Origin of the sequence: Rhodococcus sp. AW25M09, from assembly GCF_000333955.1 — a bacterium.
Lineage (GTDB): Bacteria > Actinomycetota > Actinomycetes > Mycobacteriales > Mycobacteriaceae > Rhodococcoides.
Genome location: NZ_CAPS01000005.1, coordinates 27,600 through 50,948, shown reverse-complemented (window position 1 = coordinate 50,948; position 23,349 = coordinate 27,600). Strand labels below are relative to the sequence as shown.

18 protein-coding genes are annotated in these 23,349 nt (G+C 64.2%); 6 read left to right on the top strand and 12 right to left on the bottom strand.

What is annotated here, in order from left to right; translation table 11 throughout:
• Positions 1 to 46: 46 nt before the first annotated feature.
• The gene (locus RHODMAR_RS00650) at positions 47 to 556 is read right to left on the bottom strand and encodes an arsenate reductase/protein-tyrosine-phosphatase family protein (RefSeq protein ID WP_008710134.1); all 510 of its coding nucleotides are present in this window, start codon (positions 554 to 556) and stop codon (positions 47 to 49) included.
• Positions 557 to 753: 197 nt separating this feature from the next.
• On the opposite strand from RHODMAR_RS00650, the gene RHODMAR_RS00645 reads away from it, so the two are divergent.
• Complete coding sequence (locus tag RHODMAR_RS00645; RefSeq protein ID WP_008710133.1) at positions 754 to 2,127, top strand: Hsp70 family protein; 1,374 nt, start codon at positions 754 to 756, stop codon at positions 2,125 to 2,127.
• A 14-nt stretch (positions 2,128 to 2,141) separates the two neighbouring features.
• On the opposite strand, the gene RHODMAR_RS00640 is transcribed toward RHODMAR_RS00645, so the two are convergent.
• Positions 2,142 to 3,080 carry an endonuclease/exonuclease/phosphatase family protein gene (locus RHODMAR_RS00640; protein WP_008710132.1) on the bottom strand — a complete coding sequence of 313 codons (939 nt, stop codon included), beginning with the start codon at positions 3,078 to 3,080 and terminating at the stop codon, positions 2,142 to 2,144.
• A gap of 359 nt (positions 3,081 to 3,439) precedes the next feature.
• On the opposite strand from RHODMAR_RS00640, the gene RHODMAR_RS00635 reads away from it, so the two are divergent.
• On the top strand, positions 3,440 to 4,444 hold the full coding sequence (locus RHODMAR_RS00635; RefSeq protein WP_008710131.1) for a DUF1839 family protein: 1,005 nt from the start codon (positions 3,440 to 3,442) through the stop codon (positions 4,442 to 4,444).
• A complete protein-coding gene (locus RHODMAR_RS00630) occupies positions 4,441 to 6,879 on the top strand; it encodes a glycoside hydrolase family 2 protein (protein WP_008710130.1) in 2,439 nt (812 codons plus the stop codon). The genes RHODMAR_RS00635 and RHODMAR_RS00630 overlap by 4 nt, the downstream gene beginning before the upstream one ends.
• A gap of 28 nt (positions 6,880 to 6,907) precedes the next feature.
• Here the strand turns inward: RHODMAR_RS00630 and RHODMAR_RS00625 are convergent, their stop codons facing one another.
• The 7 genes from RHODMAR_RS00625 to RHODMAR_RS00595 all read right to left on the bottom strand — a co-directional run bounded on the left by RHODMAR_RS00625 (position 6,908) and on the right by RHODMAR_RS00595 (position 14,691).
• A complete protein-coding gene (locus RHODMAR_RS00625; RefSeq protein ID WP_008710129.1) occupies positions 6,908 to 7,870 on the bottom strand; it encodes a glycosyltransferase family 2 protein in 963 nt (320 codons plus the stop codon).
• Positions 7,867 to 8,724 carry a glycosyltransferase family 2 protein gene (locus tag RHODMAR_RS00620; RefSeq protein ID WP_008710128.1) on the bottom strand — a complete coding sequence of 286 codons (858 nt, stop codon included), beginning with the start codon at positions 8,722 to 8,724 and terminating at the stop codon, positions 7,867 to 7,869. The genes RHODMAR_RS00625 and RHODMAR_RS00620 overlap by 4 nt, the downstream gene beginning before the upstream one ends.
• A gap of 216 nt (positions 8,725 to 8,940) precedes the next feature.
• Positions 8,941 to 10,488, bottom strand: coding sequence for a lipopolysaccharide biosynthesis protein (locus RHODMAR_RS00615; protein WP_008710127.1), 1,548 nt, complete (start codon positions 10,486 to 10,488; stop codon positions 8,941 to 8,943).
• A complete protein-coding gene (locus RHODMAR_RS00610) occupies positions 10,485 to 12,290 on the bottom strand; it encodes an alpha/beta hydrolase (protein ID WP_008710126.1) in 1,806 nt (601 codons plus the stop codon). Before RHODMAR_RS00610 ends, RHODMAR_RS00615 begins: the two co-directional genes overlap by 4 nt.
• A 46-nt stretch (positions 12,291 to 12,336) precedes the next feature.
• Positions 12,337 to 13,275: an amino acid--[acyl-carrier-protein] ligase gene (locus tag RHODMAR_RS00605; protein ID WP_008710120.1), complete on the bottom strand. Its 939-nt coding sequence runs from the start codon at positions 13,273 to 13,275 to the stop codon at positions 12,337 to 12,339.
• On the bottom strand, positions 13,272 to 14,429 hold the full coding sequence (locus RHODMAR_RS00600; protein WP_008710119.1) for an acyl-CoA dehydrogenase family protein: 1,158 nt from the start codon (positions 14,427 to 14,429) through the stop codon (positions 13,272 to 13,274). Before RHODMAR_RS00600 ends, RHODMAR_RS00605 begins: the two co-directional genes overlap by 4 nt.
• A gap of 4 nt (positions 14,430 to 14,433) precedes the next feature.
• Positions 14,434 to 14,691, bottom strand: coding sequence for an acyl carrier protein (locus RHODMAR_RS00595; RefSeq protein ID WP_008710118.1), 258 nt, complete (start codon positions 14,689 to 14,691; stop codon positions 14,434 to 14,436).
• A gap of 276 nt (positions 14,692 to 14,967) precedes the next feature.
• On the opposite strand from RHODMAR_RS00595, the gene RHODMAR_RS26805 reads away from it, so the two are divergent.
• The gene (locus RHODMAR_RS26805) at positions 14,968 to 16,473 is read left to right on the top strand and encodes a putative chaperone protein (RefSeq protein ID WP_008710117.1); all 1,506 of its coding nucleotides are present in this window, start codon (positions 14,968 to 14,970) and stop codon (positions 16,471 to 16,473) included.
• 64 nt (positions 16,474 to 16,537) lie between these two features.
• Positions 16,538 to 18,721, top strand: a complete 2,184-nt coding sequence (locus RHODMAR_RS29350) for an Hsp70 family protein (protein WP_008710116.1) — start codon at positions 16,538 to 16,540, stop codon at positions 18,719 to 18,721.
• A 6-nt stretch (positions 18,722 to 18,727) separates the two neighbouring features.
• Here the strand turns inward: RHODMAR_RS29350 and RHODMAR_RS00580 are convergent, their stop codons facing one another.
• A complete protein-coding gene (locus tag RHODMAR_RS00580) occupies positions 18,728 to 19,252 on the bottom strand; it encodes an Lrp/AsnC family transcriptional regulator (RefSeq protein WP_042937383.1) in 525 nt (174 codons plus the stop codon).
• Positions 19,253 to 19,367: 115 nt separating this feature from the next.
• Between RHODMAR_RS00580 and ald the strand changes: the two genes are divergently transcribed.
• Complete coding sequence (gene ald, locus RHODMAR_RS00575) at positions 19,368 to 20,450, top strand: alanine dehydrogenase (RefSeq protein WP_008710113.1); 1,083 nt, start codon at positions 19,368 to 19,370, stop codon at positions 20,448 to 20,450.
• A gap of 74 nt (positions 20,451 to 20,524) precedes the next feature.
• On the opposite strand, the gene RHODMAR_RS00570 is transcribed toward ald, so the two are convergent.
• Both RHODMAR_RS00570 and RHODMAR_RS00565 read right to left on the bottom strand, forming a co-directional pair.
• Complete coding sequence (locus tag RHODMAR_RS00570; protein ID WP_008710109.1) at positions 20,525 to 21,865, bottom strand: YibE/F family protein; 1,341 nt, start codon at positions 21,863 to 21,865, stop codon at positions 20,525 to 20,527.
• 203 nt (positions 21,866 to 22,068) lie between these two features.
• Positions 22,069 to 23,319 carry a pyridoxal phosphate-dependent aminotransferase gene (locus tag RHODMAR_RS00565; RefSeq protein WP_008710107.1) on the bottom strand — a complete coding sequence of 417 codons (1,251 nt, stop codon included), beginning with the start codon at positions 23,317 to 23,319 and terminating at the stop codon, positions 22,069 to 22,071.
• Positions 23,320 to 23,349 lie beyond the last annotated feature (30 nt).

Below are 23,349 nucleotides of genomic sequence, written 5' to 3'. Positions count from 1 at the left end.
GATGCGAGAACGTTACCTCAGCGAGTGAAACGATGGGAGGCGACGCTCACTCGGTCGACAACCGCAGGACGGTCGGTAGCGCCTCGGCGATCAACTCCCCGGCCCGTTCGTACTCCGACTCCTCGCGGCGGTAGGGATCACCGATATCGAGCGTGTCGACGCGGTGTACCGCTCGCGCGTCGGCGAGAGCGCCGACCGACTGCGCGCCCGAGGCGGCGGTCAGACCGTACGCCTCGAGCAAGGTGAACGTGCGACGCATCTGCCGTGGTGCGAGGGCGAGAACGGCATCGCGGTGAGCCGCTGTCATCGTCAGGACCAAGTCGGCTTCTGTCGCGATCGCCGGTGTGAGGCGTCGGGCGACGAATCCGTCCGGATCGCCTCCGAGGTGGGAGAGGACCATCGCGGCAGTCGGGTCCATCGCGTGTCCGGTCAAGCCCTGGGTTCCGGCACTGCTCGCGGTCAGCTCGAACCCCCCTTCCGCGGCGAAGGCAGCAGCAAGGCGCTCCGCAGTCGGCGAGCGGCAGATGTTCCCGGTGCAGACGAACAGAACGCGCATGCCGCAACTGTAGTGGTGTCGAACGGTGCCCAGCAGGGCACACGAGCGGAGTGTGCGGAGTAGGCCGGACAGCTCGGCAACGACAGCGCTGCGACGCAGTCGCGGGACGCGCTACAGTGTGCAATCGGGGGATCGAGACTCGTTCGTGACATCGGGTCTCGGCGTGGGTTCACGGGGATGTCGACAAAAGGCAGGTAATGACCGAAGTTCTCGGTGTGTCGGTGGGGGCCAGTGCGGTTCGCATGGCTCGACCTGACGTGCGCCCTCAGAACTCCGGTCGCATGGGTTTTCACCATGACACCGTCGATGCCTACTGGGAGCGAGCCGAAGATCTGGCCGCCGAATCGATCGGGGTTGTGCTCTCGCAACCGGGCGACGGTGGTCCGGTGCAGGCGACCGGCGTCGCATACCGCGATCAGCAGCAGTTCGGCGAGATCCAGCAGGCGATGGCCAGTCAGCGGCTCTACAACTATCGACTGGTTCCCGAGGCCAGGGCAGCGTTGCAGTACCTCGAGGCGTCGGGCGAGCTGGGACACTTCGGCACAGTCGGAATCTACGACCTCGGCAGCTCCGGTTTGACGATCAGTGTCATCGACCGCGGTACCGGTCAAGTTCTGCTCGCCGAGCGCACCATCGACATCAGCGGTGACGACTTCGATCGACTCATCTCGGACAATCAGCTCGCTAAGCAGGGCGTCGACATAGCCGACAATCAGGAGCTGAGCGAGTTCACCGCACGCTGCCGGGTGGCCAAGGAACAGCTTTCCACCAGCGGTGCCGTGTGCCTACCCGGCGACGGCGGGGTCATCCTGATCTCACGCGAAGCGTTCGAGTCGCTGGTGACCGTTCCGATCGAATACTCGGCGCGGTTGGTACGCGATGTCATCAGCCGGTCACCCAAACACGTGGACGCGCTCGTCCTCATCGGTGGCGGAGCGCGCATTCCGCTGGTCGGTTCGATTCTCGACGCGTGGATCGGCCTGCCGGTCATCACGCCGGCCGATCCGGAATCGGTGGCAGCCCGCGGCGCGGCGCTTCTGGCGACTCCGGTGGCCGACGCGGCGCGTCGAGCTGCCCCCGCCCCGGCACCTGCACAGGGCGTCCGGCAGTCCGCAGCCGAGCCCGCCTCGCTGTCCGGGGCTCCGGAGTGGTTGAGCCCAGAGCCCGCAGCCGAAGGGCCGGCCGACTCCAAGCGCAAGGTCCGCGGCGCGGTCCTCGTCGCGGGCGGTCTGGTGGCTGTCGCTGCTCTGGGCTTGTCTCTCGGTTACGGCGGTGGTGCGACGGAACCGACGAGCGCGCCTGTGGACACGACGGTTCCGATCACCGCGGTCCCGACCACGCCGAGAACAACCGTGCCGCCCACCACTGCGCCGCCCTCAACCACCACTGCGGCGCCGACCACCGAGGCTGCCCAGGCCCCGGCTCGCACCAATTCCGAGCCGGCTTACGTGCCGCCCGCAGCTCCCGCGCCTGCACCCGCTCCGCCACCTCTGATTCCCGGCCTTCCGCAGATTCAGTTGCCGCAGATTCAGTTGCCGCCGGTACCGGTCATCGAGCTACCGCGCTTCTGACCGGAGCGCGTTATTCAGGGCAGTTGTACCTCTGCGAGAACAGCCAGGTGATCGCTGTCCGGAATCGCCAACGGCCGGACCGACCGGGCAGCAACGTTGCTGCTCGTCACAAGGTGATCGAGGCGCGCGAGCGGCCGCTCCGACGGAAACGTACGGAACAGTCCAGCGCCCGCCGCGTCGGCTGCGTCGGAGAACGGTGTGGACGCCAACCTACGGAACTGTCGGTGGTCGTTGGTGGCGTTGAAATCGCCGGCGACGAGCACGGTGCCCTGGTAGGTCTCCATGATCGACCGCATTCTGGCCAGGTCGGCATCCCATTCGGCGGTGTGTCGGGGTGTGGCGGGCGACATCGCATGGAACGAGACGAGAGTCAGATCCTGCCCGTCGACGGTGGTTCGAGCTTGGACCGGCACGAATCCGAAATTGTCGAGACGGGTGCCATCGGTCAGCGGTGTGCGGCTCCACAGGCCGGTACCGTCGGCCACCGGTAGTGCAGCTTTGAAAGAGAACGGGAGCATGTCGTCGATGCCCGCCGCCTGGAGATCGGTCACTTCCTCGGGAGTCAACTCCTGTACTGCCAGGACGTCGACGTCGTTGTCACGGACCGCGGCGACGATGGCTGCCGCGTCGGCCTCGCCGTGTGCCGCGTTGATGGTGAGTAGCGACAGCTCGGGTCCGGAGTTGTCCGGCCCGTCGGCCAGGAACATCGGCACCTGCACGCCGACGACGGCAAGTGTGAGAACGAGGGCAGCGGCCGATCCGATCCGCGAGCGAGCGGCAGCGAACAGGATCACCGCAGCGAGAGACAGAACACCGATATATGGCGCGCCGACAACCAATGCAACGAAAGTGATCTCCGTTACACCTGCTTGCCTGACGGCAAAAATTCCAAGAGTGACTGCGATCAGAGTCCAGCCGATGACCAGCGCTGCGCTACGAACGAAACGGCGCATCGCCTTCGTACCTCCTGTTGTGTGCCCGAGTTGGGCATGGATGTGTCGGGTGTTGTCTACACTCGGCATGTGCCCAGCTCAGAGCCATTATGCAAGTGTCATCACGAACAAGCTGCGCACCGACATTACCGGCGCGGAACCGACTGTTCGCTGTGTGATTCGCCCCCGTTTCAGGGGGCCGATACCGCTTTTGTCGAGGTGGTGGTCCAGAAAGTAGTTTGCCTCGGCAAAAACAATCCTACCGCTCGATTCGATGCGAGGAACAGACCGAGTCGTTAGGATTAGAAGTCTGAATACACGTAATACGGACAAATGCGGCTCGGGGACCGTCCGACATCTGATCCGGTAGGAGAGGCTTCATGTCGAACGATGCAGTGCTGGACAGGCTCAGGGACGGGCTACGTGTTCTCGAACTCGACCCCATCAGCTACCGACCCCACCCGATTCACAATCACGATCGCATCTGGACCGAAACCAACTGTTACGTCGACCTGTGGATCGAGGTACTGCATTCCTTCGGTGCCGACCCCACTCCCGCTCTCGCCTTCGTGTTGAGTGCCGGATGCGACGGTCGGCAATGGGACTTCGTGAAGATCGTGCCCGAGGATCTGCGCACTCTCTACGGCATCGGTGTTGCCGAGATGAACGTGTGGCGACCAGTGCTCGAGCACGTCGTCGAAGGCCTGGAAGACGGCATTCATGTCACCGTCGAAGTCGACGGCTTCTGGCTGCCCGACACCGCCGGCACCAGCTACCGAAACCAGCACACCAAGACCACCATCGTGCCGAACCTCGTCAACCACGAGGACAAGGTGATGGGCTACTTCCACAACCGCGGCTACTTCGAGCTCACCGGAGCCGACTTCGACGGGATATTCAACCTCGCTCCCGCGCCGCATGCCGAGGTATTGCTGCCCTACGTCGAACAGATTCGAGTGGACACCGCCGTACTCGACGCGGGTGTCGGTGACCGAGACCTCGACGTCGCTCGCGCGCATATGGCCCGTCGGGCACCGGGGAATCCGGTCGACGCGTTGGCCCGGCGCGTCGTCGCCGACATCCCCCTCGTGCAAACTGCGGGAACAGACGCATTCCACCTGTGGTCGTTCGGACTACTTCGTCAATTCGGGGCCACTGCAGAACTCGCGGCCAACTATGTGGAATATCTCGAGGGCCGCGGCGTGACGGGCGCGGCCACCGCGGCGCGGCACTTTCGCGACGCCGCCTCCGGTGCCAAAGCCGTGCAATTCCGGATGGCGCGCGCGGCACGTGGCCGGGACGTGGTGCTCGACGAGCCGCTGATCGAGATGAGTAAGAATTGGACAGCAGCCATGGATCTCGTTGCGGGTGCTTTGGCGGCGTGATCGATCTGCTCGACGGCGTTCGGTGGCGGCTGGCCCGAACCGACGCCGGTTCCGTTCTCGACCCCGGCGATTTGCCGGCCGGTCTCGACTGGTTCGACGCCATGGTTCCGGGCACCGTGGCGAGTGCGCTGAAAGACACTGTCGGCGCGGCGAACCCGGACGAGCACGATTGGTGGTTCGTCGCCGAGGTTCCCACCCCTGATCATCGTCGGGCGCGAGTGACGTTCGGCGGCATCGCCACTCGTGCCCACATCTGGATAGACGGTGTGCACCGCACGGCGGTGACGTCGATGTTCGTTCCCGAGACCGTCGATCTGGCCGACTGCGGCACCAGCGTCCGCATTGCCATCCACATCGAATCGCTTGCCTCGCAACTGAAGTCTCGGCGTCCCCGGGGCCGCTGGCGCTCCTCGATGATCGCCGCGCAGGGTCTTCGGCACGAGCGTACGACAATGCTGGGACGTGCACCCGTGTACGGTCCGCTGCCGGTACCAGTCGGACCGTGGCGGCCGGTGACGATGACGGCGATCCCCGAGGTTCGTCGCAGAGAACTGTCGACGGCGGTGTCCGGTACCGACGGCATCGTGGTTCTGCGCGCCGAGTTGGAGCATCCGGGCGTGGCTCGAGTTCTGATCTACGACGACAAGTCTTTGGTTCACACAGTCGAGCTCGGTTCGGTCGACCGCATCGACTCGTCTCTGACGCTGCCGAACGTCGAACTCTGGTGGCCGCACACGCACGGCCGGCCACGAACATATCGCGTCGCACTCGAGATCGACGGCACCGTCCACCCCATCGGAGTCGTCGGGTTTCGGACGGTGGAGCTGGACCGCACGGCGGGCGGCGCGCAACTCGTCGTCAACGGCGAGGACGTCTTCTGCCGCGGCGGAACCTGGACGCCGCCGAACCCGGTGCGGCTGTGGTCGTCGGAGGCGGACCTGCGGGCTGCGCTCGAACAGCTCCGGCAGGCGGGCCTGAACATGGTGCGGGTGGTCGGCACCCTGGTGTACGAGCAGCCCGAATTCTGGTCGCTGTGTGCAGAACTGGGCATCATGGTGTGGCAGGACGTCATGTTCGGCACGGTCGACCCACCCACCGACGAGGTCTTCACTGCTTCGGTCGCGCGCGAGCTCGACGCGTTCGCCGATACTGTGTCGGCGAACCCGTCCCTGATGGTCGTCAGTGGCGGAAGCGAGACGCAGCAACAACCGACGATGCTGGGTCTCGCTGCCGACGGGCAACGAATGATGATGCTGGACAGTGTTTTACCGGAGTTCATTGCCGATCGCCTGCCTGCCGTGGCCTACGTGACGTCGAGCCCGTCCAGCGTGGAGGGGGAACTGCACACCCATGTGGGTGACGGCATCGCCCATTACTTCGGTGTCGGTGGATATCTCCGTCCGCTGTCCGATATTCGCAGTGCCGGCGTACGTTTCGCAGCGGAGTGTCTGGCGTTCGCGGTGCCCCCGGAGCGTGCGTCGGTGGAGAAATTCTTCGGGTCCGCGGCCGTTGCCGGTCACCACCCGGAGTGGAAGGCTGCTGTTCCTCGCGATCGCGGCTCGTCCTGGGACTTCGAGGACGTGCGCGATCATTACGTGCGCGAGATCTTCGGCGTCGATCCGCACTCGATCCGCCGGGACGACGCGGAGCTGTACCTCGACTACGGCAGAGCCGCCACGGTCGAAGCATTCACCGAGGCGTTCGGGCATTGGCGTCGTGCTTCCTCCGGGTGCTCCGGAGCTCTCGTGCTGACGCTCCGCGATACCGTGCCCGGTGCCGGCTGGGGCATCATCGACACCGCTGGTATTGCCAAGGCTCCGTTCTATGCGTTGGCGAGAGCGAGCGCTCCCGTGGCACTGCTGCTGTCCGACAACGGACTCGACGGGTACTCGGTGGAACTGGTCAACGACGGACCGGCACGCTCGGGCACGATTCGAGTGGTGCTGCACGCTTCTCGAGGTAGCCACGACTTCGAGGTGGCGGTGAGCGTCGACGCGAACGATTCGATCGAACTGACTGTGGACTCCATCGTCGGCGCGTTCACCGACGTCAATCATGCGTACCGCTTCGGTGGTCGAACCTATTCGGCCATCACCGTGCTGTTCCTCGACGGCGGTGGCGTCGAGGTGGCGCGAACCACTGCGCTCGTCGGCCCGCAGAGTCGGCAGAACACGGTGGGTCTGACTGCCGAGGTCATCGAAAAAAGCACTGGTACATGGGAATTGACGGTGCGGTCGGACTGGGCGGCGCAGTACGTCTGCGTCGACGTCGACGGCTTCGAGGTGTCGGACTCGTGGTTCCACCTGGCACCCGACGAGCCCCGCAGGCTGACCCTCGTCAGCCGTGGCGGGAGTGCACCGCGAGGCCATGTTCGAGCGCTCAACTCCGTGGACCGCGCGTCGGTGGCTCCGAAGGTCGTGAGCGGTAGTTCGTAGTGCGCTACGAACTACCGTGCACGTGTCGCTAGCGGCTCGTGCTGAGTTTGCCTCGGGCATAACCGATTCCGGCGGCACCGACGCTTGCTACCACTGCCATCGCGCCCCAGGCCCGCGCAGGGTTGCCGCGCGCCGCAGCACTGGTCTCTCGGCCGACCGCGCGAGGCAGGATCTTGGCGGTGTAGGCACGTTCGGAGGACAGCGCGTCCTCGGCTCCGATCAAACGGGCGATTGCCGCTTTCGACACACCCTCGGCATAGCTGCGCGTGATGAGGTAGCGCGGTCGAGTGCGGTCTGCGCTGACCGTGTGATCGACGACGATCGAAGGGTCGAACACGATCTGTGCGTCGGGGTGATTCTGGCGCAGACGGATGCACAGTTCCGTCTCCTCGCAACCGAGCGGAACTCGCCCGATGCGGCCGATGCCGGAGACGAATCCACCGAGCGCGACGATGGGGTCGCGGCGGAACGACATGTTCGCGCCCATGAGATTGCGGACCTGAGCGACTTCCGTGGGCTGCCCGCGGTAGGTGCACCCGACGACCCAATCGAGTTCGCCGGGTTCACCTACTACCTCGGCCGGTAAGAAGGCCGGACGTTTGTCCGGCCATACCGGGTATGCAGAGCCCCCGACGGCGTACACGGCATCGTCCGAGTAATGGGACAGAATGGCTCCGAGCCACTCTGTGGTGCGCGGTGACGCGTCGTCGTCCAGGAAGACGACGATGTCACCGGTCGCGAGGTCCAGCGAGGTGTTGCGCGCACCGGACAGGCCGCGAGGATGGTTGTTCTCCACCACGTTCACGGTCTGGTGCAGCGGTAGGAATTCGGTGCGTGCGCGTTCGGCCAGCTGCGCATTGTGATCGATGACGAGGATCAGTTCGTCGGCAGAAACCGTCTGGCCGAGAACGGCGCGAACAGCAGCGCTGAGCTCTGACCATCGAGCCGATGTGTACGCGCAGATGACGACCGAGGAAGTCGGCAGACTCACGCCGTCTTCTCGCGGAGTTCGAGCACCTCGTTGTACGACTCCATGGCCTCGAACTCGAGGTCCATGTCGGTACGGGCGTCGATCGACTCTCGCAATGGGCGGACGATGGACTTGCGCTTGATCCGCCGTGCACGCATGCGCTCGGTCATCAGGGTGCGCAGCACCCGGAATCCGTCGGAGAAGGTGCGTAGGTTGCTCTGACCGTAAATGCGGGCCAGCTCGACGCTCGGCACCTCTTCGATGCGGACGGAGGCCTCGGCGAAACGGCAGTTGATGATGGTTTCGATCTCGAAGCCGTCGCCCCAGAGCATCGTCCCTTCGGCGCCCGGCTGGTCGACGACGGGCAGGTCCAGGACCGGCACCAGGTCGCGCCAGAAGGCGTTGTAGCCGTAGCAGAGATCGGAGAATCTGGTTCCGAACAAGGTATTGGCCACGAGGTGCAATCCGCCGTTACCGGCGCGGCGCAGCGGGGTGATGTCGTGGCTGCCGCCGCCGTCGCAGAACCGACTGCCCTTGGCGAAGTCGGCCCCTGCGGTCAGGGCCTCGATGAAGCGCGGGATCTCGGCAGCATCGGCCGAGCCGTCGGCGTCGAACATGACGATGATGTCGCCGGTAGCTGCCTCGAACCCGCACGCGAGGGCATTGCCCTTGCCCTTGCGAGTCTGCTGGATGATGCGGATATCTGCGCGAATCTCGCGAGCTGCGTCAATGGTGCCGTCGACGGAACCACCGTCGACCAGCACGAGTTCGTAGTCGTGAGAGAGCAGTGGGAGGACGTGGCGAAGGTTTGCGGCCTCGTTGAGCGTCGGGATGACGACACTGACGCGGGGATTCTGACGATTCAACATATCCATTCCACATGTTCGAGTTCGGTGGGCGCTAGCTGATCGAGCTACTGCAGCTGTATCGGACCGATGCGACGCGACCCCCGCCGACGTCACACAAACGCTCCGGGGGTTTGATCAACCCGCGAAACGCTTCTTCTTGTTCCTGTCTGAAAGCTTAAAAGATGCTTTCAGATTGTCAAGCTACGCATAAACGTACTCTAAGAATGTTTGCCAGGCTAGCTGCTAAGGGTGATGTCCGTTACTGCCCGATGTCACGCCGGCAACTGGGCGTCGAAGCGCTGCCGACCCCGCACGTGGCTCGACGGACTGTGCCGACGGCTGGGTGTCACCGCCGCGGGAAAGGTCCCTGATCCACCTGATGAGGGGCACCAACAGCACCAGGGCACCGAAGGCCTCGGCGGCCAGATACGACCAGCCGATGCCTGCAATGCCCAGTGTCGGAGACAAGGTCAGCGACCCGGTGACGATGATGATGGTGGCCGCGATTTGAACGAGCACCGCGAGCCGCATTCGGCGTCGGACGCGGGCCAGACCGTCATACAGGGCACCGACCACGGCGAGAGGAATGGTAACGGCCGCGAGATGGACGATGATGGTTCCGTTTTCGCGATAGGCCGGTCCGACGATTCCCAGCCCGAACGGGGCGACTACCGCGAGAAATACCGAACCCGCGGTGGCGACGATGCACAGCAGGCCGATGAATCGCTTGGCCAATTTGGCGAACTGCTCGGGATGCGCAGCGGCCTCCGCAACGAAGGGTCCGACCAACACTCCGATCAAGACGTACATGGCACTGACAATCGACCAGGTGAGTGAGAAGTAGGCGTTCTGTTCGGCACCCAGTGTGCTCACCACGATGATCGGGATCATCAGCGGCGCCAAAGTCCCGAGGGCCGTGATGCCGTAGGCCGATCCGAAGTACGACCACAACTCCTTGCGAGGCGGGAGGCTGGGTGCCAGCCGGTACCTCGGATCGGAGTTCAGCTTCTTCCCGAACGCGCGGAACAGCACGACCGCCGCGATGGCCGCCGGAACAGCCCACGCAGCAATGATGGTGAAACTGCGCCCGGTTTCGTAGGTAACCGCGAGCACCGCCAACTTCACGACCGCGTGGAAGACGTTCTTCGCCGCTGCCCATCGCGCGAATCCTAGGCCGGACGACGTTTGATCCTGGAGCGCGAACACCGCCAGCACGCCCACGAAGATGGGAAATGTCGCGATTTCGGTGGTGGTGGTGAACAATTCGTCCAAGGGCGCCACGACCAGAAATACGCATCCGAGAATCAGCGCCAGCGAGAGCACGGAGGCGTAACCGCGGAACACGTAAGACCGGGCGCGGACCCCGGCTGTCGGGAGAAATCGCTCGTACATCGAGCCCAGGCTCAGGTTCGACAACGTCGCGATCATCACCGCAGACGCGATCACCGCCGATGCACTGCCGACTTCTTCTACCGGGAACAGACGACCTGCTACCGCCCAGAAAGCCAGTCCGAGCCCTCCGGTGGCGATGGTGGAGAACATCATCGCGAACGAATTGAGCGCCAGATTGCGTCCGGCGGGCTTGGAGCCGGCGACTGCAGTCCCCGATGCCTCGGCTGACGTGAACATCGGGTCGTCGTCGGAAATCGAGTCGATGGCAGGCGCTACCCGCAAAGGCGCGGTGCGGCTGTTGAAGCCCATGTCCCAACGAACTGGCTCGACCGGGTAGTAGGTCAGCTGATCGAGTCGGGCGTGATCGGGAGGGGAGATCCTGGGAGCGCGATGCTTCACAACGGAATCCAGTTCACCTTCACGAGCGGCACATACGGTTCGACTTCGACGCCCAGAGCTTCACCGATCGTCGCGAGCATCTCGGCACGTACCGTGTCGCGGACATCGCGGCCGAAGAGGGTGTGATCTCCGCTCGCGTACGCTTTCACCGAGGGTGAGTGAGTTGGCTGGGCTCGGCGGCGCAAGCGGCGCAGACTCTCCGGCCCGCGATTGTCGATGAACCACTCCCGGTCGTCCGGTACGAGCAGCACCGACGCGCGCACTCCCTCCCGCTGCAAGACTCCGAGCGAGATTTCGGGCACCTGGATCCATCCGCGACGACCGAGCGCGAGCCACAGGCGATACGGCATCCGAGGTTGAGACCAGTTCTTGAAGCGGACGGCTGCCGTGTGTGCCCGGTCGAGCACAGTGGCAGTCAAGCCCTGCTTCTTCGCAATGGCTGCTCTCTTGGTGAAATTCACCCGCCGCGTTGTCCATTCGCGCATGTTGATCAGAATTGCCGCGTTCAGGTTTTCGCGATGCGCGGCGTACCCGGCGTACCACGCACCGGAGCACAGACCTGCTACGACGATGTTGTCGGGCGTTGTCCCTGCTGCTCGGACTGCGCAGAGCGCATCTTCGTCGCCCAGCTCGCTGTAGAGCTCGGGGGCGTCGTCGACACCGACATCGCCACTTTCCCCGGTGCCGCGGCGATCGAAACGGACGGAGCTGATACCGGCGGAAGCGAGCGTACGAGCCAACTCGACCCACAACCGCACCGGCCCGACTCGGTGTTCGTATGCGGTGCCGTACAGGACCACGACCGGGTACCCGTCGGAAGCTTCGGCCGCGGTCGTGCGGATAGCGAAAAGCTCACTGCCACCCAATCGTTCGATCGTCTCGACGACATCGCCTCTCGGCGTCGAGACGACGGCCGTGCGTCGGACGGGGACGGTGACCTGCTCGGCGGCAGTCGTGAACTTGGTCTGAACCCACTGCGTGATCATGTCGATGTCGGCGCGGGGAATCACCACTTCCCACGCTGGCGGCTCGAGGAATTTGTCGTGATCGCTCAGCGAGTGCTGCTGCGCCTGCTGGGTGTCCACAAGTCTGCGAACAGCCGGAGAGTCGGCGCGTTCTCTTCGAGTGGCAACCAGTACCGGACAGCCGAACCGGTCGATTTTCGATGAATCGAGCGTCGAGAATTCTGAGGCGACGTCGGCGTGCAACACCGCGCCGACGATGGAGACGCGCGGGTCGGATTCGTCGTCCCGCGCGACGGTCATTGCGTAGAGAGCACGCTGCTCGCGGAGGTATGACCGCCCGCTCACCACCGGATCCCAGAACACCATGCCGGTCAGGGGGCCGCACTCGCTCATCACCGACGCGGCGAGCAACGACCCGACCCGCAGCCCTACGACCGCGACATCCCGAACGCCGCATCGGCGCACGAACTCGACTGCTGAGACCACGCTTCGTTGCCACTTGTCGACAATGCCGTCGTCGTCTTGAGCGCCACCGGAGTCCCCTGTTCCCGGGTAGTCGAATCGCAGCACCAGCAAGCCTGCCGCGCACAACTGCTGCGCGAGAAGGACGAGTCCTCGGTACGAGTCGACCTGCTCCTTGCCGAGCGGGGGAACAAGCACGACGGCACCGCGTGCGACCGATCCTTCGGGAATGTGTACGGCTCCGAGCAGCGGTGACTCCGCTGGACCGAACCAGGTCGACTGCCGCCCCGGCACCCCTGCTTCGGTCATCGGGAACCGGTCGAAACCGTCCTCGGCACCATCCGCGTCGGATGTGGCCGTACTCGATCTGTTCACCGCGCTCTCCGATGGCTGGTAGTGATGTCGATGTCGATCGCTGCTGTCATGACCGAAGCGAACTCGGCCACTTGTTTCGGTCGACACCGTGAGTCCGTAGCAGAGCCAGCGCAATTCGCTCCATACCGAAGCCGACGCAGGCACTGTGTGCCGATTCACCGTCGGCGGTGCTGATTCCGAAAGTGTGGCCGAAGTGGTCGCGGTGGCAATTGCACGAGACCACGGCCGTTCCGTCGTCCAGATCGCCGTACAGCCGAACGACCAACTCCGTCTTGAGGTTCTCGTTGCGTTGGTTGGCTGCGAGCATTCGGCCCGCCCGGCCGAAGAACGGATCGTTGGCGATGACCGGCTCTGCTTCCAGACCGAGGTCCGTCAGTACTTCCAGACCACGCTGCACCCACCGCTCGCGATGGGCGACAGCATCGTCGGCGGTGCCTACCCGGACGATTTCGTGCATGCGGAAGGCCTGCATGCGAGCAGGATCGACCGCGGGTTCGTGCCGAAAGCAGTATCCGTATATGTCGTAGGTCGTGCCCTCCTCGGGCAGGACGGGCGGCAGCATGGAGTACGACGGGTGGCATGCAGCGGACACGAGCATCGTCCCCGCTGACTCGAGGTGGTGGTCCCAATCCTTGCCCTCTGACCGATCGGCGAGCAGGGCGGCGTGGGCCTTGTTGTCGCCGTCGAACGTATTGATCGCACCGGTGAGATTGGGGAACGACGCGATGTAGTCGGTCTTCTCGAACGCTTCCCTGGGAAACACCGGTGGGAAGCGGAACCGCGGAACACCGGATCCGTGCTCTGCCGCACTCGCGGCCACGACCCGGCGGTCGATGGACTCGACGATGTCCTCGAACTCGCCCGAGCGGCCGTACAGGCCGAGCACCGTCGACGGGATCAACAGACCTGCATCGACGAGTTCCTGTCTGAACTCGCTGCGCTCGGTGTCGAGTTCGGAGATCTGGTCTTGTGTCTGCGTCATCATTTACCTTTGTAGAGAAGCGCGAGCTGAGAGTTGTGCCCCAGAATGCGTTCGTTGCTGACCATGATCGCCGAGCCGTGCGCGTCGCGCAGGTGCCGTCCGATGCTGAAGTCGCCGTCTTCGCGGTATCCCGAAATGCCACAGATTTGCATGGCCTTACCGACGATGTCGATGACGAGAGTCGATGCTGTCACCTTGACGTTGTTGATCTTCACTGCGAAAGCTATGGAACCCAGCTCTTCGGGAGAGTGGGCTATGGCCTCGAATTTCGCGGCGGCACCGAAGACCGTGTCGACGAGCTGCTCGTGCACAACGAACATCTCGGCCAGCCGCAGAGCAGAGGGCGGAGTGGTGCCGGCATTCCTACTTGCAGCTTTGCGGACGAACTTCCGTGATTTGGACACGGCTGCGTCGGCGATGCCGAGCCAAGCCGAGGCCCACAGTACGTGCGCGACCGGAAGCATGGTCTGCGACGAGATCTCGCCGTAGCTGTCGCCCAGGATGCTCGACCGATCCGCAACGGCGTCGAGCTGAAAGCCCGGGCTGCAGGTGCCGCGGAATCCCAGCGTGTCCCAGTTGCCGGTGCGTTGGAGGGTGACATGCGGCTTCTCGCACACAACGAGAACTTGATCGCTCGGCGGGCTGTCGACCGATCGCCGTGCCGTGGCAAGAACGATGTCCGCGTATTCGCCGTACGAGATCACCGGAGCGGTCTTCGCCAGGTGGATGCGATCTCCGTCGTACTCCACAGCGCAGCTACTGGAACGCACGTCACCGCCGATGTTGATCTCGGTCGTCGCCGACGCCACCAGCGGTTGATCAGCAGCGATCCGGCGAAGCAACGCGTCCGACGAGGGGGTGCCGCCATGGCGGACGATGCTCAGGACCTGCGACTGGTGCATGACGAAGATCATTGCCGTCGAGGCGCATTCGGCACCGAGGTCACGCGCGATTCGGGCCAGCTCGCTGAGCGAGAGGCCACCGCCACCGAACGCAGTAGGTATTGCTGCGGAGAACAGGTCGGCCGAGCGCAGAGCTTCGACGGACTCGCTCGGAAACCTACCCTCGCGATCTACCTCGGCCGCGAAGGTGCGGAGGGTCTTGAGAACATCGCTGAGGGGCAGCTTCGAAGCGCGAACATGAGGGGACGCGGTCATGGACTCAGCCCGCTAGTTGTGAAACGGCGGCACTGATCGCATCGATGCTCGCGAACGTGGACTTCTGCAACATCGAGTCCGGGAACTCGATGTCGAACTCGTCTTCGAGGCCGATCATGACGTTGACGCTCGAATGAGACGTCAAGCCACTGTCGTACAGATCGGACGCAGAGTCGATGTCGGACGCGGCAACTGGCATCTTGCCGAGCTTGTCCAGCACGCTTCGGATGCGTGCATCGAACTGCGGACTGAGCGTTTCCATCGTGACGTACCTCCACCGATCGCTTGGGTGCGAGACCGGCTGGTCTCGCAAGTCGTACAGGCCGACTGAAAATAATTCGACCCGCAGTCTCCCCAGACCCGTCCAAACAATATCTCAGATTGTTTGTTATCGATACCGCATACCGACTGCAAGTATGGTGACCTACGTCCCGCATGTCGCATTTCGGTCCGATTTGCACGTTTCTGCCCTAGCGGGCATGCGTACGATAGGTTGCGATCGATCGTTCACGAGGTAGCAATAGAAGGAACACACGCGATGGGACCAGTCTGCGGCGTGGCCGTGGAGTCGGACGCCCTGCGGATCGCCTATTTCGAGGGCGACCGCCGCGTCGTCGAATCCATCGGTCTCGAGCCCACCGATTTCGACAGGACGATCGACGACCTGATCGACCGGATCGAAGAACGGGGTCCGTTCGAGAACATCGTCTTCACCGGTCGTATGGCCGACGAACTGCGGTACATGGACTCCGTGACGTCGCGAAGTCTGTCTGTGGAAACGCTGGACGAGTCGTGGGCGTTGCTGTCCTTCGTCCGAACGCTCGACACCCTCGCCGATGCGACGAATGTGCTGGTGTTGGACCTCGGTCGAAGTGGAACGTCGGCTTTCGCGATGAACCCGGTGGAAGGAACCATCCGGTGGCACGCTCGATCGGAGACGTTTGGCGGTGAGCGCCTCGACGACGTAGTGCAGCACTTGGTGATGACGAAGGGAATACTGCCGGAACCAGAAGGCCACGAAGGCGTCGAGTCCTACCGAAAGTTCTTTCGCGAACTCAGAGAGCTCCTGACGACGTCGGCAGGGGTGCGTGCACCGAACAACGGACCGATGATCCTCGGCCGCGACGAGTTCGAGGATGCCGTGACCCCCTTGATCGACGACATGCTCGAGTGGGCGAGTACCGAGACTCCTGACGCTGTGGTGTTGCTCGGTGGAGTGGCCAACAGCCCACTCGTCCAGCGGCGAGTCAGCACGAAGTGGCAGGTGCCGGTCACGTTGCCCGACTCGGAATCGCCGGTGGCCGAGGGCGCAGTGATCAGAGCGGAGACGAGCCGGGATGCCGGTCCGGAACACGGCCCGACGCTCGATGAGCCCGGACCTGAGCAGGATTCGGAACCGGAGCGCGAACCGGAACCGGAGCGCGAACCGGAACCGGAGCGCGAACCGGAACCGGAGCGCGACCCGGAACCGAAGGTGGATTCGGAACCGGTGTCCGAGACAAAACTCGAGCCGGAGGCAAACCTCGAGCCGGCAACGGTACGCGAGTCGGAAGTAGCGCAGGATTCGACTCCGCAGGGTTCGAATCCGGGGGACGGGTCGGCAGCGAAACTTCGGTGGGACGCTCGCCGTGCTGTCGCCGCACCTGTCCTTGCCTACTTCTCGACGTTGTCGGACCGGCAGTGGTCGAGGCAGGCTGTTCTGAAGGTCGGCGCAGCCGCAGTATCGGTCGGTGTCGTGGTCGTTGCACTGATGTTCGCGGTGTTTGCGGACTTCGATAACGAACCTCGGTCGGTGATCAACACGGACCCGGGTTTCGAGGCAACTCTTGCCGAGATTGCACCCCCGCTGAGCGAGACCGCTGCACCGGATCTGCCCGCGGGAGAGGGACCCGTAAAACTGTCTTTCCAGCAGCTCTACATCGAGCAGTACGCCTACTCCGGTGAGATGTACCAGCCTTCTGTCGGTGAGTCCGAGACCGATTTCGGAGGACTGGCCAGCGACGTGGACTCCTTCGACAGCGCCGCAGAACAGACGGGCCGGTAGGCACCCTCCGTACAATTGACCGCGAGACGGTACCGTAGTCGGGTGGCGCCGTGTACGACGTCCGATGACCATCGCCGACGAAGTGAGGCCGACAACCGTGACTGTGCTGCTTGGGGTGTCCATGGGGACCCGGGCTGTGCGTACGGCGCAGCCCCGTGCCGAGCAGTTCTCGGTGCCCGCTGCCGAGCGTTCCGGGCTGGTTACCGACATCGAGCGACCGCTGTTCTTCCGCAACGAACTCATCGACAGTGCCGACGGAGACCTCCCGCACCTGGCCGTCGAGTCGATCGGTGCCGCAGCCGAAAGCGAGCCCGAAATCTCCACCGGCGTCGCTTACCGCGACCCGCGACAGGCGGACGCGCTGCACGCCGCGCTCGCCGGTGCACACCTGCACAACTATCGGCTGGTCCACGAGGTGGAAGCCGTGGTCGAGTACCTGGCGGCAACCGGCGAGGCTCGCAACTGCCGCTCGGTCGCTCTGTTCGACCTCGGCAGTTCCGGACTGACCGTCAGTGTCGTCGATTTGGTGCAGCGCACCGTCATCGCCTCGCAGCGATCTGGTGAGTACAGCGGCGACCTGCTCGACTCCTACGTGCGGAACAATCAACTCGAGCGCCTCGGCAAGCAGTCGACCGACCCCGACATCGCGCTGTTCGAGAAGCGCTGCCGAATAGCCAAAGAACGCCTGTCGACTCAAGATGCGGTGTGCCTGCCCGATGCGAGCGGAATGATTCTGCTCTCTCGGGAGAACTTCGAGTTGTTGATCGCCGATCTGCTCGACGAAGCGATCGAGTTCGCGCGTGGAGTGATGGTGGGTGCGAACGCCCCCATCGACGCCGTCGTGCTGATCGGCGGCGGTGCTCGCATGCCGATCGTCCAGAAGCGCGTCGGACCGCTTCTGGAACTGCCGTCGATCGTGCCGACCGAGCCCGAGACCGTCGCAGCACGGGGAGCGGCTCTGTCCGCTCGGCCGCACTCGCGCACTCGCACCGCATCGCGCCCCGTCGCCGATGCGAACCCGGCGGCGCACGTGAAGCTGCCTCCAGCACAGGGTGAATCCGGGTCGGCAGAGGTCTCGGTGCGTCCGTCCACCCCGACTCCGCCACCGCGCACCCCGCGACTTCGCCCACCACCGCCTCGTCCTCCGCTGGCCGCGCCGGTCCGTCCGGTTCCGGCTCGTGCCGAGGGTTTGCATGCTGCGCCGCCGGTGCCTGCAGCCGAGCCCTCGGTGGTCCGTCCGGTTCCCGCTCGTACCGAGGCTTTGCATGCTGCGTCGCCGGTGGCTGCTGCGGAGCCCTCGGTGGTCCGTCCGGTTCCGGCCCGTCCGTGGATCGCGTCCGACGCCACCGACAGCACAGTCGCCGACGCTCCGGCCGACGTTTCTGTCACCGACGCTCCGGCGGACGTTTCTGTCACCGACGCTCCAGCCGAAACCACGGGCGCGGCGGCAGATTTCGAGTTCTCGAAGTTCACCGATGCCGCCGCCGTCGAATCGGCGTCGGACACGGCTGTGGTGGATGACCTTCTCGACGACGATCAGCGCGATGGGTGGTTCGAGGAGGGTATTGCGGCACTGAGCACCGGTGTGGGGACGCAGCCTGCCGAGGATCCGGTCGACGAGCCCGAGGTAGCCGAAACTGTTGCAGCAGAGACTGTGACGCACTCATCCAATACGCACTCGGTCACCGATTCCTCGATCGAAGACGACGGCAAGCCGGTTCCGTTCCAGCTCAAGAACGTCTACTGGCTCGATGCCGACTACGACGACGACGATGGTGAGGACGATCGCACCCGCGCTCGGCGCAGGCTTCGTACCGGCGGTGTTCTCGCGCTGACTTTTGCCGCAGTGGTAGCTGCATCCGGGTTCATGCTCACCCATCAGGGCACGCCGCAGGTGGTCGATACCTCGGTCAGTCGCACACAGACCGAGGTTCCGGCGGTCACCACTGTGGAGCCGGCTCCGGTGGTACCTGCTCCGGTGTTGCCACCTCCCGCACCGCTACCCGAGACCACTGTCGAGCCGACCACGGAACAGTCGGAGCCCACGTTCGAGCAACCGGTGATCCCGGAGCCGGTGATTCCGGAGCCGGTGATTCCGGAACCGGAGACCGCTACGTCCGAACCGGCACCGCCGCCACCCGTGGAGTCGGTTCCGCCGACGCCGGAACAGCCGCCGCTGTTTCCCGGTTTCCCGGACTTCACGTTCCCGGTGTTCCCACCGCCAGGGCCGGCACCCGCCGCTCCCTGATCGAGTTCACTTGTCCGCGGGGGTGTTTCGCGGTCTGATGTGTTCGAAGATGAGGATCGTCTCGGTTGCGGCGACGGCAGGGTCGGCACTGAGATTCTCGACCACGAAATCGCGCAACGTGGCGGTATCGACAGTTGCCACATGCACGAGGAAATCGTCGGCACCGGCAATGAAGTAGATATTCAGCGTCTCCGTTCGGGAGGCGATCTTCGATCCGAATTCGCTGATGCGTCGTCGAGCGTCTGCTTGCAGGCGGACCGAGATCATGGCCTGGATGCCCTGGCCGAGCGCCTCGGGATCGATGTCGGCGTGAAAGCCACGGATCACGCCGCGTTCGACGAGAGCGCGAACTCGTGCCAGTGCGGTGGATGGCGCGATACCCGCAGTGGCGGCGAGAGCGTTGTTGGGTGTACGGGCGTCGCGGCGAAGCTCGTCGAGCAGAATGTGATCGATTCGGTCCAGCGGGGTGGACCGAACATCGTTCGGCCGGGGCCCCGACTCACCTGTCTTGAAGGAATTATCACTCACCATTCTCCGACTATACAGAATTATATTCACATCGATTGCGGGTATTTCGTAGATAATTCATAGTTGGCCTACACGGAGGAGCTACAGCTTCACGTCAACCACCACCGAGGAGGCCGCCATGAAGATCGGAATTCCACGCGAGATCAAGAACCACGAATACCGGGTGGCCATCACCCCGGCGGGCGTGCATGAACTGGTCTCGCGAGGACACGAAGTGATCATCGAAACCGAGGCCGGAGCCGGATCGTCGTTCACCGACTCCGACTACAAGGCCGCCGGTGCCCAGATCCGCACCGACGTCGCCGAGGTCTGGGAAGAAGCAGAGCTGCTGCTGAAGGTCAAAGAGCCTATTGCCGAGGAATATTCACGCCTGCGCAAGGGTCAGGTGCTGTTCACCTACCTGCATCTCGCGGCGTCCAAGGCGTGCACCGACGCGCTGTTGGAGTCGGGAACTACCGCCATCGCCTACGAAACTGTCACTGCTGCAGGCGGTTCACTGCCGTTGCTCGCGCCGATGAGTGAAGTTGCCGGACGCCTCGCACCGCAGGCAGGTGCCTATCACCTGATGTCCAGTGAAGGGGGACGCGGAGTTCTCATGGGCGGAGTGCCCGGAGTGCGTCCCGCCAACGTCGTGGTGATCGGAGCCGGCGTGTCCGGCCGGAATGCCACCGCAATCGCATTCGGCATGCATGCCGACGTCACTGTGCTCGACCTCGATGTGAAGGCGCTGCGTGCCATCGACGACCAGTACCGCGGGGCGGTCAAGACGGTGGTGTCGAACGCCTATGAGCTCGAACAGGCGGTTCTCGCCGCCGATCTCGTTATCGGCGCAGTACTCGTGCCCGGAGCCAAAGCCCCGAAGCTCGTGTCCAACAGCCTGGTTCAGCGCATGAAGCCGGGCTCGGTTCTGGTCGACATCGCGATCGACCAGGGCGGCTGCTTCGAGGATTCCGTGGCCACCACCCACGCCGATCCCACCTACAAGGTGCACGAGTCGGTGTTCTACTGCGTCGCCAACATGCCCGGCGCTGTTCCGCGCACCTCCACGTACGCACTCACCAATGCCACTCTGCCGTACGTCGTCGCACTTGCCGACAAGGGTTGGGAAGCTGCGTGCGAGGCAGACTCGGGCCTGAAGGCAGGACTGAGCACGCACAACGGTGCTCTGCTCTCGGAGACCGTCGCTGCTGCGTTTGCCTGACGAGCGGCTGCGCCGCACGTGAGCGGAAATTCGTAGCAGAGGTCGAAGTCCCACTCACATGCGGCGGAGCCGCTCTATGCGCTGTGTCGACCCGAACCTTGGGAGCGGACAGGGCGGGCGTCTTTCGGTGCTCGCCCTGAGCTGATCGGACGCGCCAACAGCACGGCAATCGCCGTGGTCAACGGCACCGACAGGGAGAGGGCGACGCCGCCGACGGCGGAGCGGACTATCTCGATGGCTACCGAATCGCCGGTGAGCACGTCCTGGATGGAGCGGTCGGCGACGCTGAAGAGCAGAAGTAGCGGTAGCGCACCACCGGCGTAGGCGAGCACGAGGGTGTAGACGGTACTGGCGATGTGATCGCGCCCCACCCTCATCGCGGCGGTGAAGATCTCACGCCGCGACGCCGTCTCGTCCACCGAGGCGAGCTCGAACGCCGCCGACGCCTGCGTGATCGTGACGTCGTTGAGCACACCGAGCGAGCCGATGATGAAGCCGGCCAACAGCAGGCCGGTGACGCTGACGTTGCCGATATAGGTCTGTACGGCGGTGTTCTGTTCCTCCGACAACCCGGTCAGGTGGGTCATCCGGATGGCGACGTAGGACAGCACTGCCGCCACCGCCATCGAGGTGAGGGTGCCCAGTAGCGCCGAACTGGTGCGCAGATTCACCCCGTGCGCCAGGTACAGCACGGTGTAGAGGATCACCGCACCGGCGACGAGGGCGACGGGAATGGCGGGCGCGCCGTCGAGCAGTGCGGGCAGCATGAACACCACCAGTACAGCGAACGCGATGATCAGGCCGACCAGAGCGCGGAATCCCCGCCAGCGGGCGACGACGCAGATGACCACGGCGAACACTCCGACGATCAGTGCCAGTGGCAGGCCGCGGGAGTAATCGTTGAACGAGTAGCGCACCCCGCCGGAGGGATCGCTCTGGACAACCAGCCGAATCTTGTCGCCGGCGCTCAGAGTCGGTTGGCCGGGCCCCGGCGCGATCTCGAGGACTGTCCGTTTTCCGGCGTCCTCGCCGGTGGTGATGTCGACGATGCTGCGTTGGCATTCGTACGAGTCGTTGACCGCGGGTGTCGGGTTGCCGGTGAACGGTCTGCCTGCGTCAGGACTGCCACAGGATCCGATGCTCTGCGAGGTGATGGTGCCGGCCTCGGTGGACACAGCACCGCCGCCGGCGGTCTGGAACGGTAGCGGAATGTCGACGCTTTGCGCGCTGGGCCAGAGCGCGAAGGCACCGGCGACGACGGCGATGGCGATGGCGACGAGCAGTCCGACGACGACCTTGGCAGCGATCGGCCCCAATGGAACCGGGCTGTCGCTGTGTCCGTGTCCGTGCCCATGCCCGACGTGAGAGCCGAGACCGGTTTTGCTGCCGTCGGGATGACTGCCGTGTGGTTCCACGGTGTCAGATTAGTGGCAGATGCGAGGAGCTCGGTGGCGGGGAGCAGGGGGGCGTCCCCCGCCACCACCTGACCGACCCAGGGGGGGAGGGTACGGCCAGGGCTCGCGGGCACCGAAGTGCCGTCCGCCAATCTACAGATCATTTGTGGTTCAGGCGGGATCACCCCGCTGTTTTTTGCATCACTTTCAACTACTTTCGAGCGTCATTGCTTGTACGAGGCGAGGAAGTTGCCGAATCTCTCGATCGCCACCGCCAGATCTCGGGCCCACGGCAAGGTCACGATGCGCACGTGATCGTGACCGGGCCAGTTGAATCCGGTGCCCTGAACCACGAGGATCTTCTCCTGCAGCAGCAGGTCCTGGACCAGTTTTTCGTCGTCGTAGATTTCGTGCACCTCGGGATCGAGTCTCGGAAACGCGTACAGCGCGCCCCGAGGCTTGACGCACGACACGCCGTGGATCGCGTTGAGTTTCTGCCACGCGACGTCACGCTGCTCGAGCAGGCGACCGCCGGGCAGGATCAGATCCTCGATGCTCTGATAGCCACCGAGCGCGACCTGAATGGCATGCTGAGCAGGCACATTGGGGCACAGTCTCGTCGAGGCGAGAAGATCGATGCCCTCGATGAAACCTGCAGCGTGCTTCTTCGGTCCGGTGATCGCGAGCCACCCCGCGCGGTAACCGGCCACCCGATACGCCTTGGACAGTCCGTTGTAGGTCAGGCACAGCAGATCGGGAGCCAAGCTCGCCAGCGAGGTGTGCTGGGCGTCGTCGTAGAGGATCCGGTCGTAGATCTCGTCGGCGAGCAACAGCAGCTGATGCTTTCGTGCCAATTCGACGATGCCTTGCAGCACCTCTTTCGAATACACCGCACCCGTCGGATTGTTGGGGTTGATCACCAGCAGTGCGACGGTCTTCGGCGTGATCTTCGACTCGATGTCGGCGAGATCGGGATTCCACCCGTTCTCCTCGTCGCACATGTAGTGGACGGCCTTGCCGCCGGACAGCGTCGTCATCGCCGTCCACAGTGGATAGTCCGGGGCTGGGATCAGCACCTCGTCGCCGTCGTCGAGCAACGCCTGCATCGTCATGGTGATCAGCTCGGACACCCCGTTGCCGAGGTAGATGTCGTCGACGTCGAGTTCGGGGAAGCCCGGTTCGAGTTCGTAGCGCGTGACGATGGCGCGCCGCGCCGACAGAATGCCCTTCGACTCCGAGTAGCCCTGGGCCACCGGCAGCGCCGCGATCATGTCGCGCACGATCACGTCCGGGGCCTCGAACCCGAACGGAGCGGGATTGCCGATGTTGAGCTTGAGGATGCGGTGTCCCTCGGCCTCGAGACGGGCGGCGTGGGCGTGTACCGGTCCACGGATCTCGTACAGCACGTTCTGCAGCTTGGTCGACTGCTGCAGCGTGCGATAACGCGGCTGGGAGTTGCTCTGCGGAGTGGTCACCCGTCACATCGTGCCAGGTGGGCGGTATCG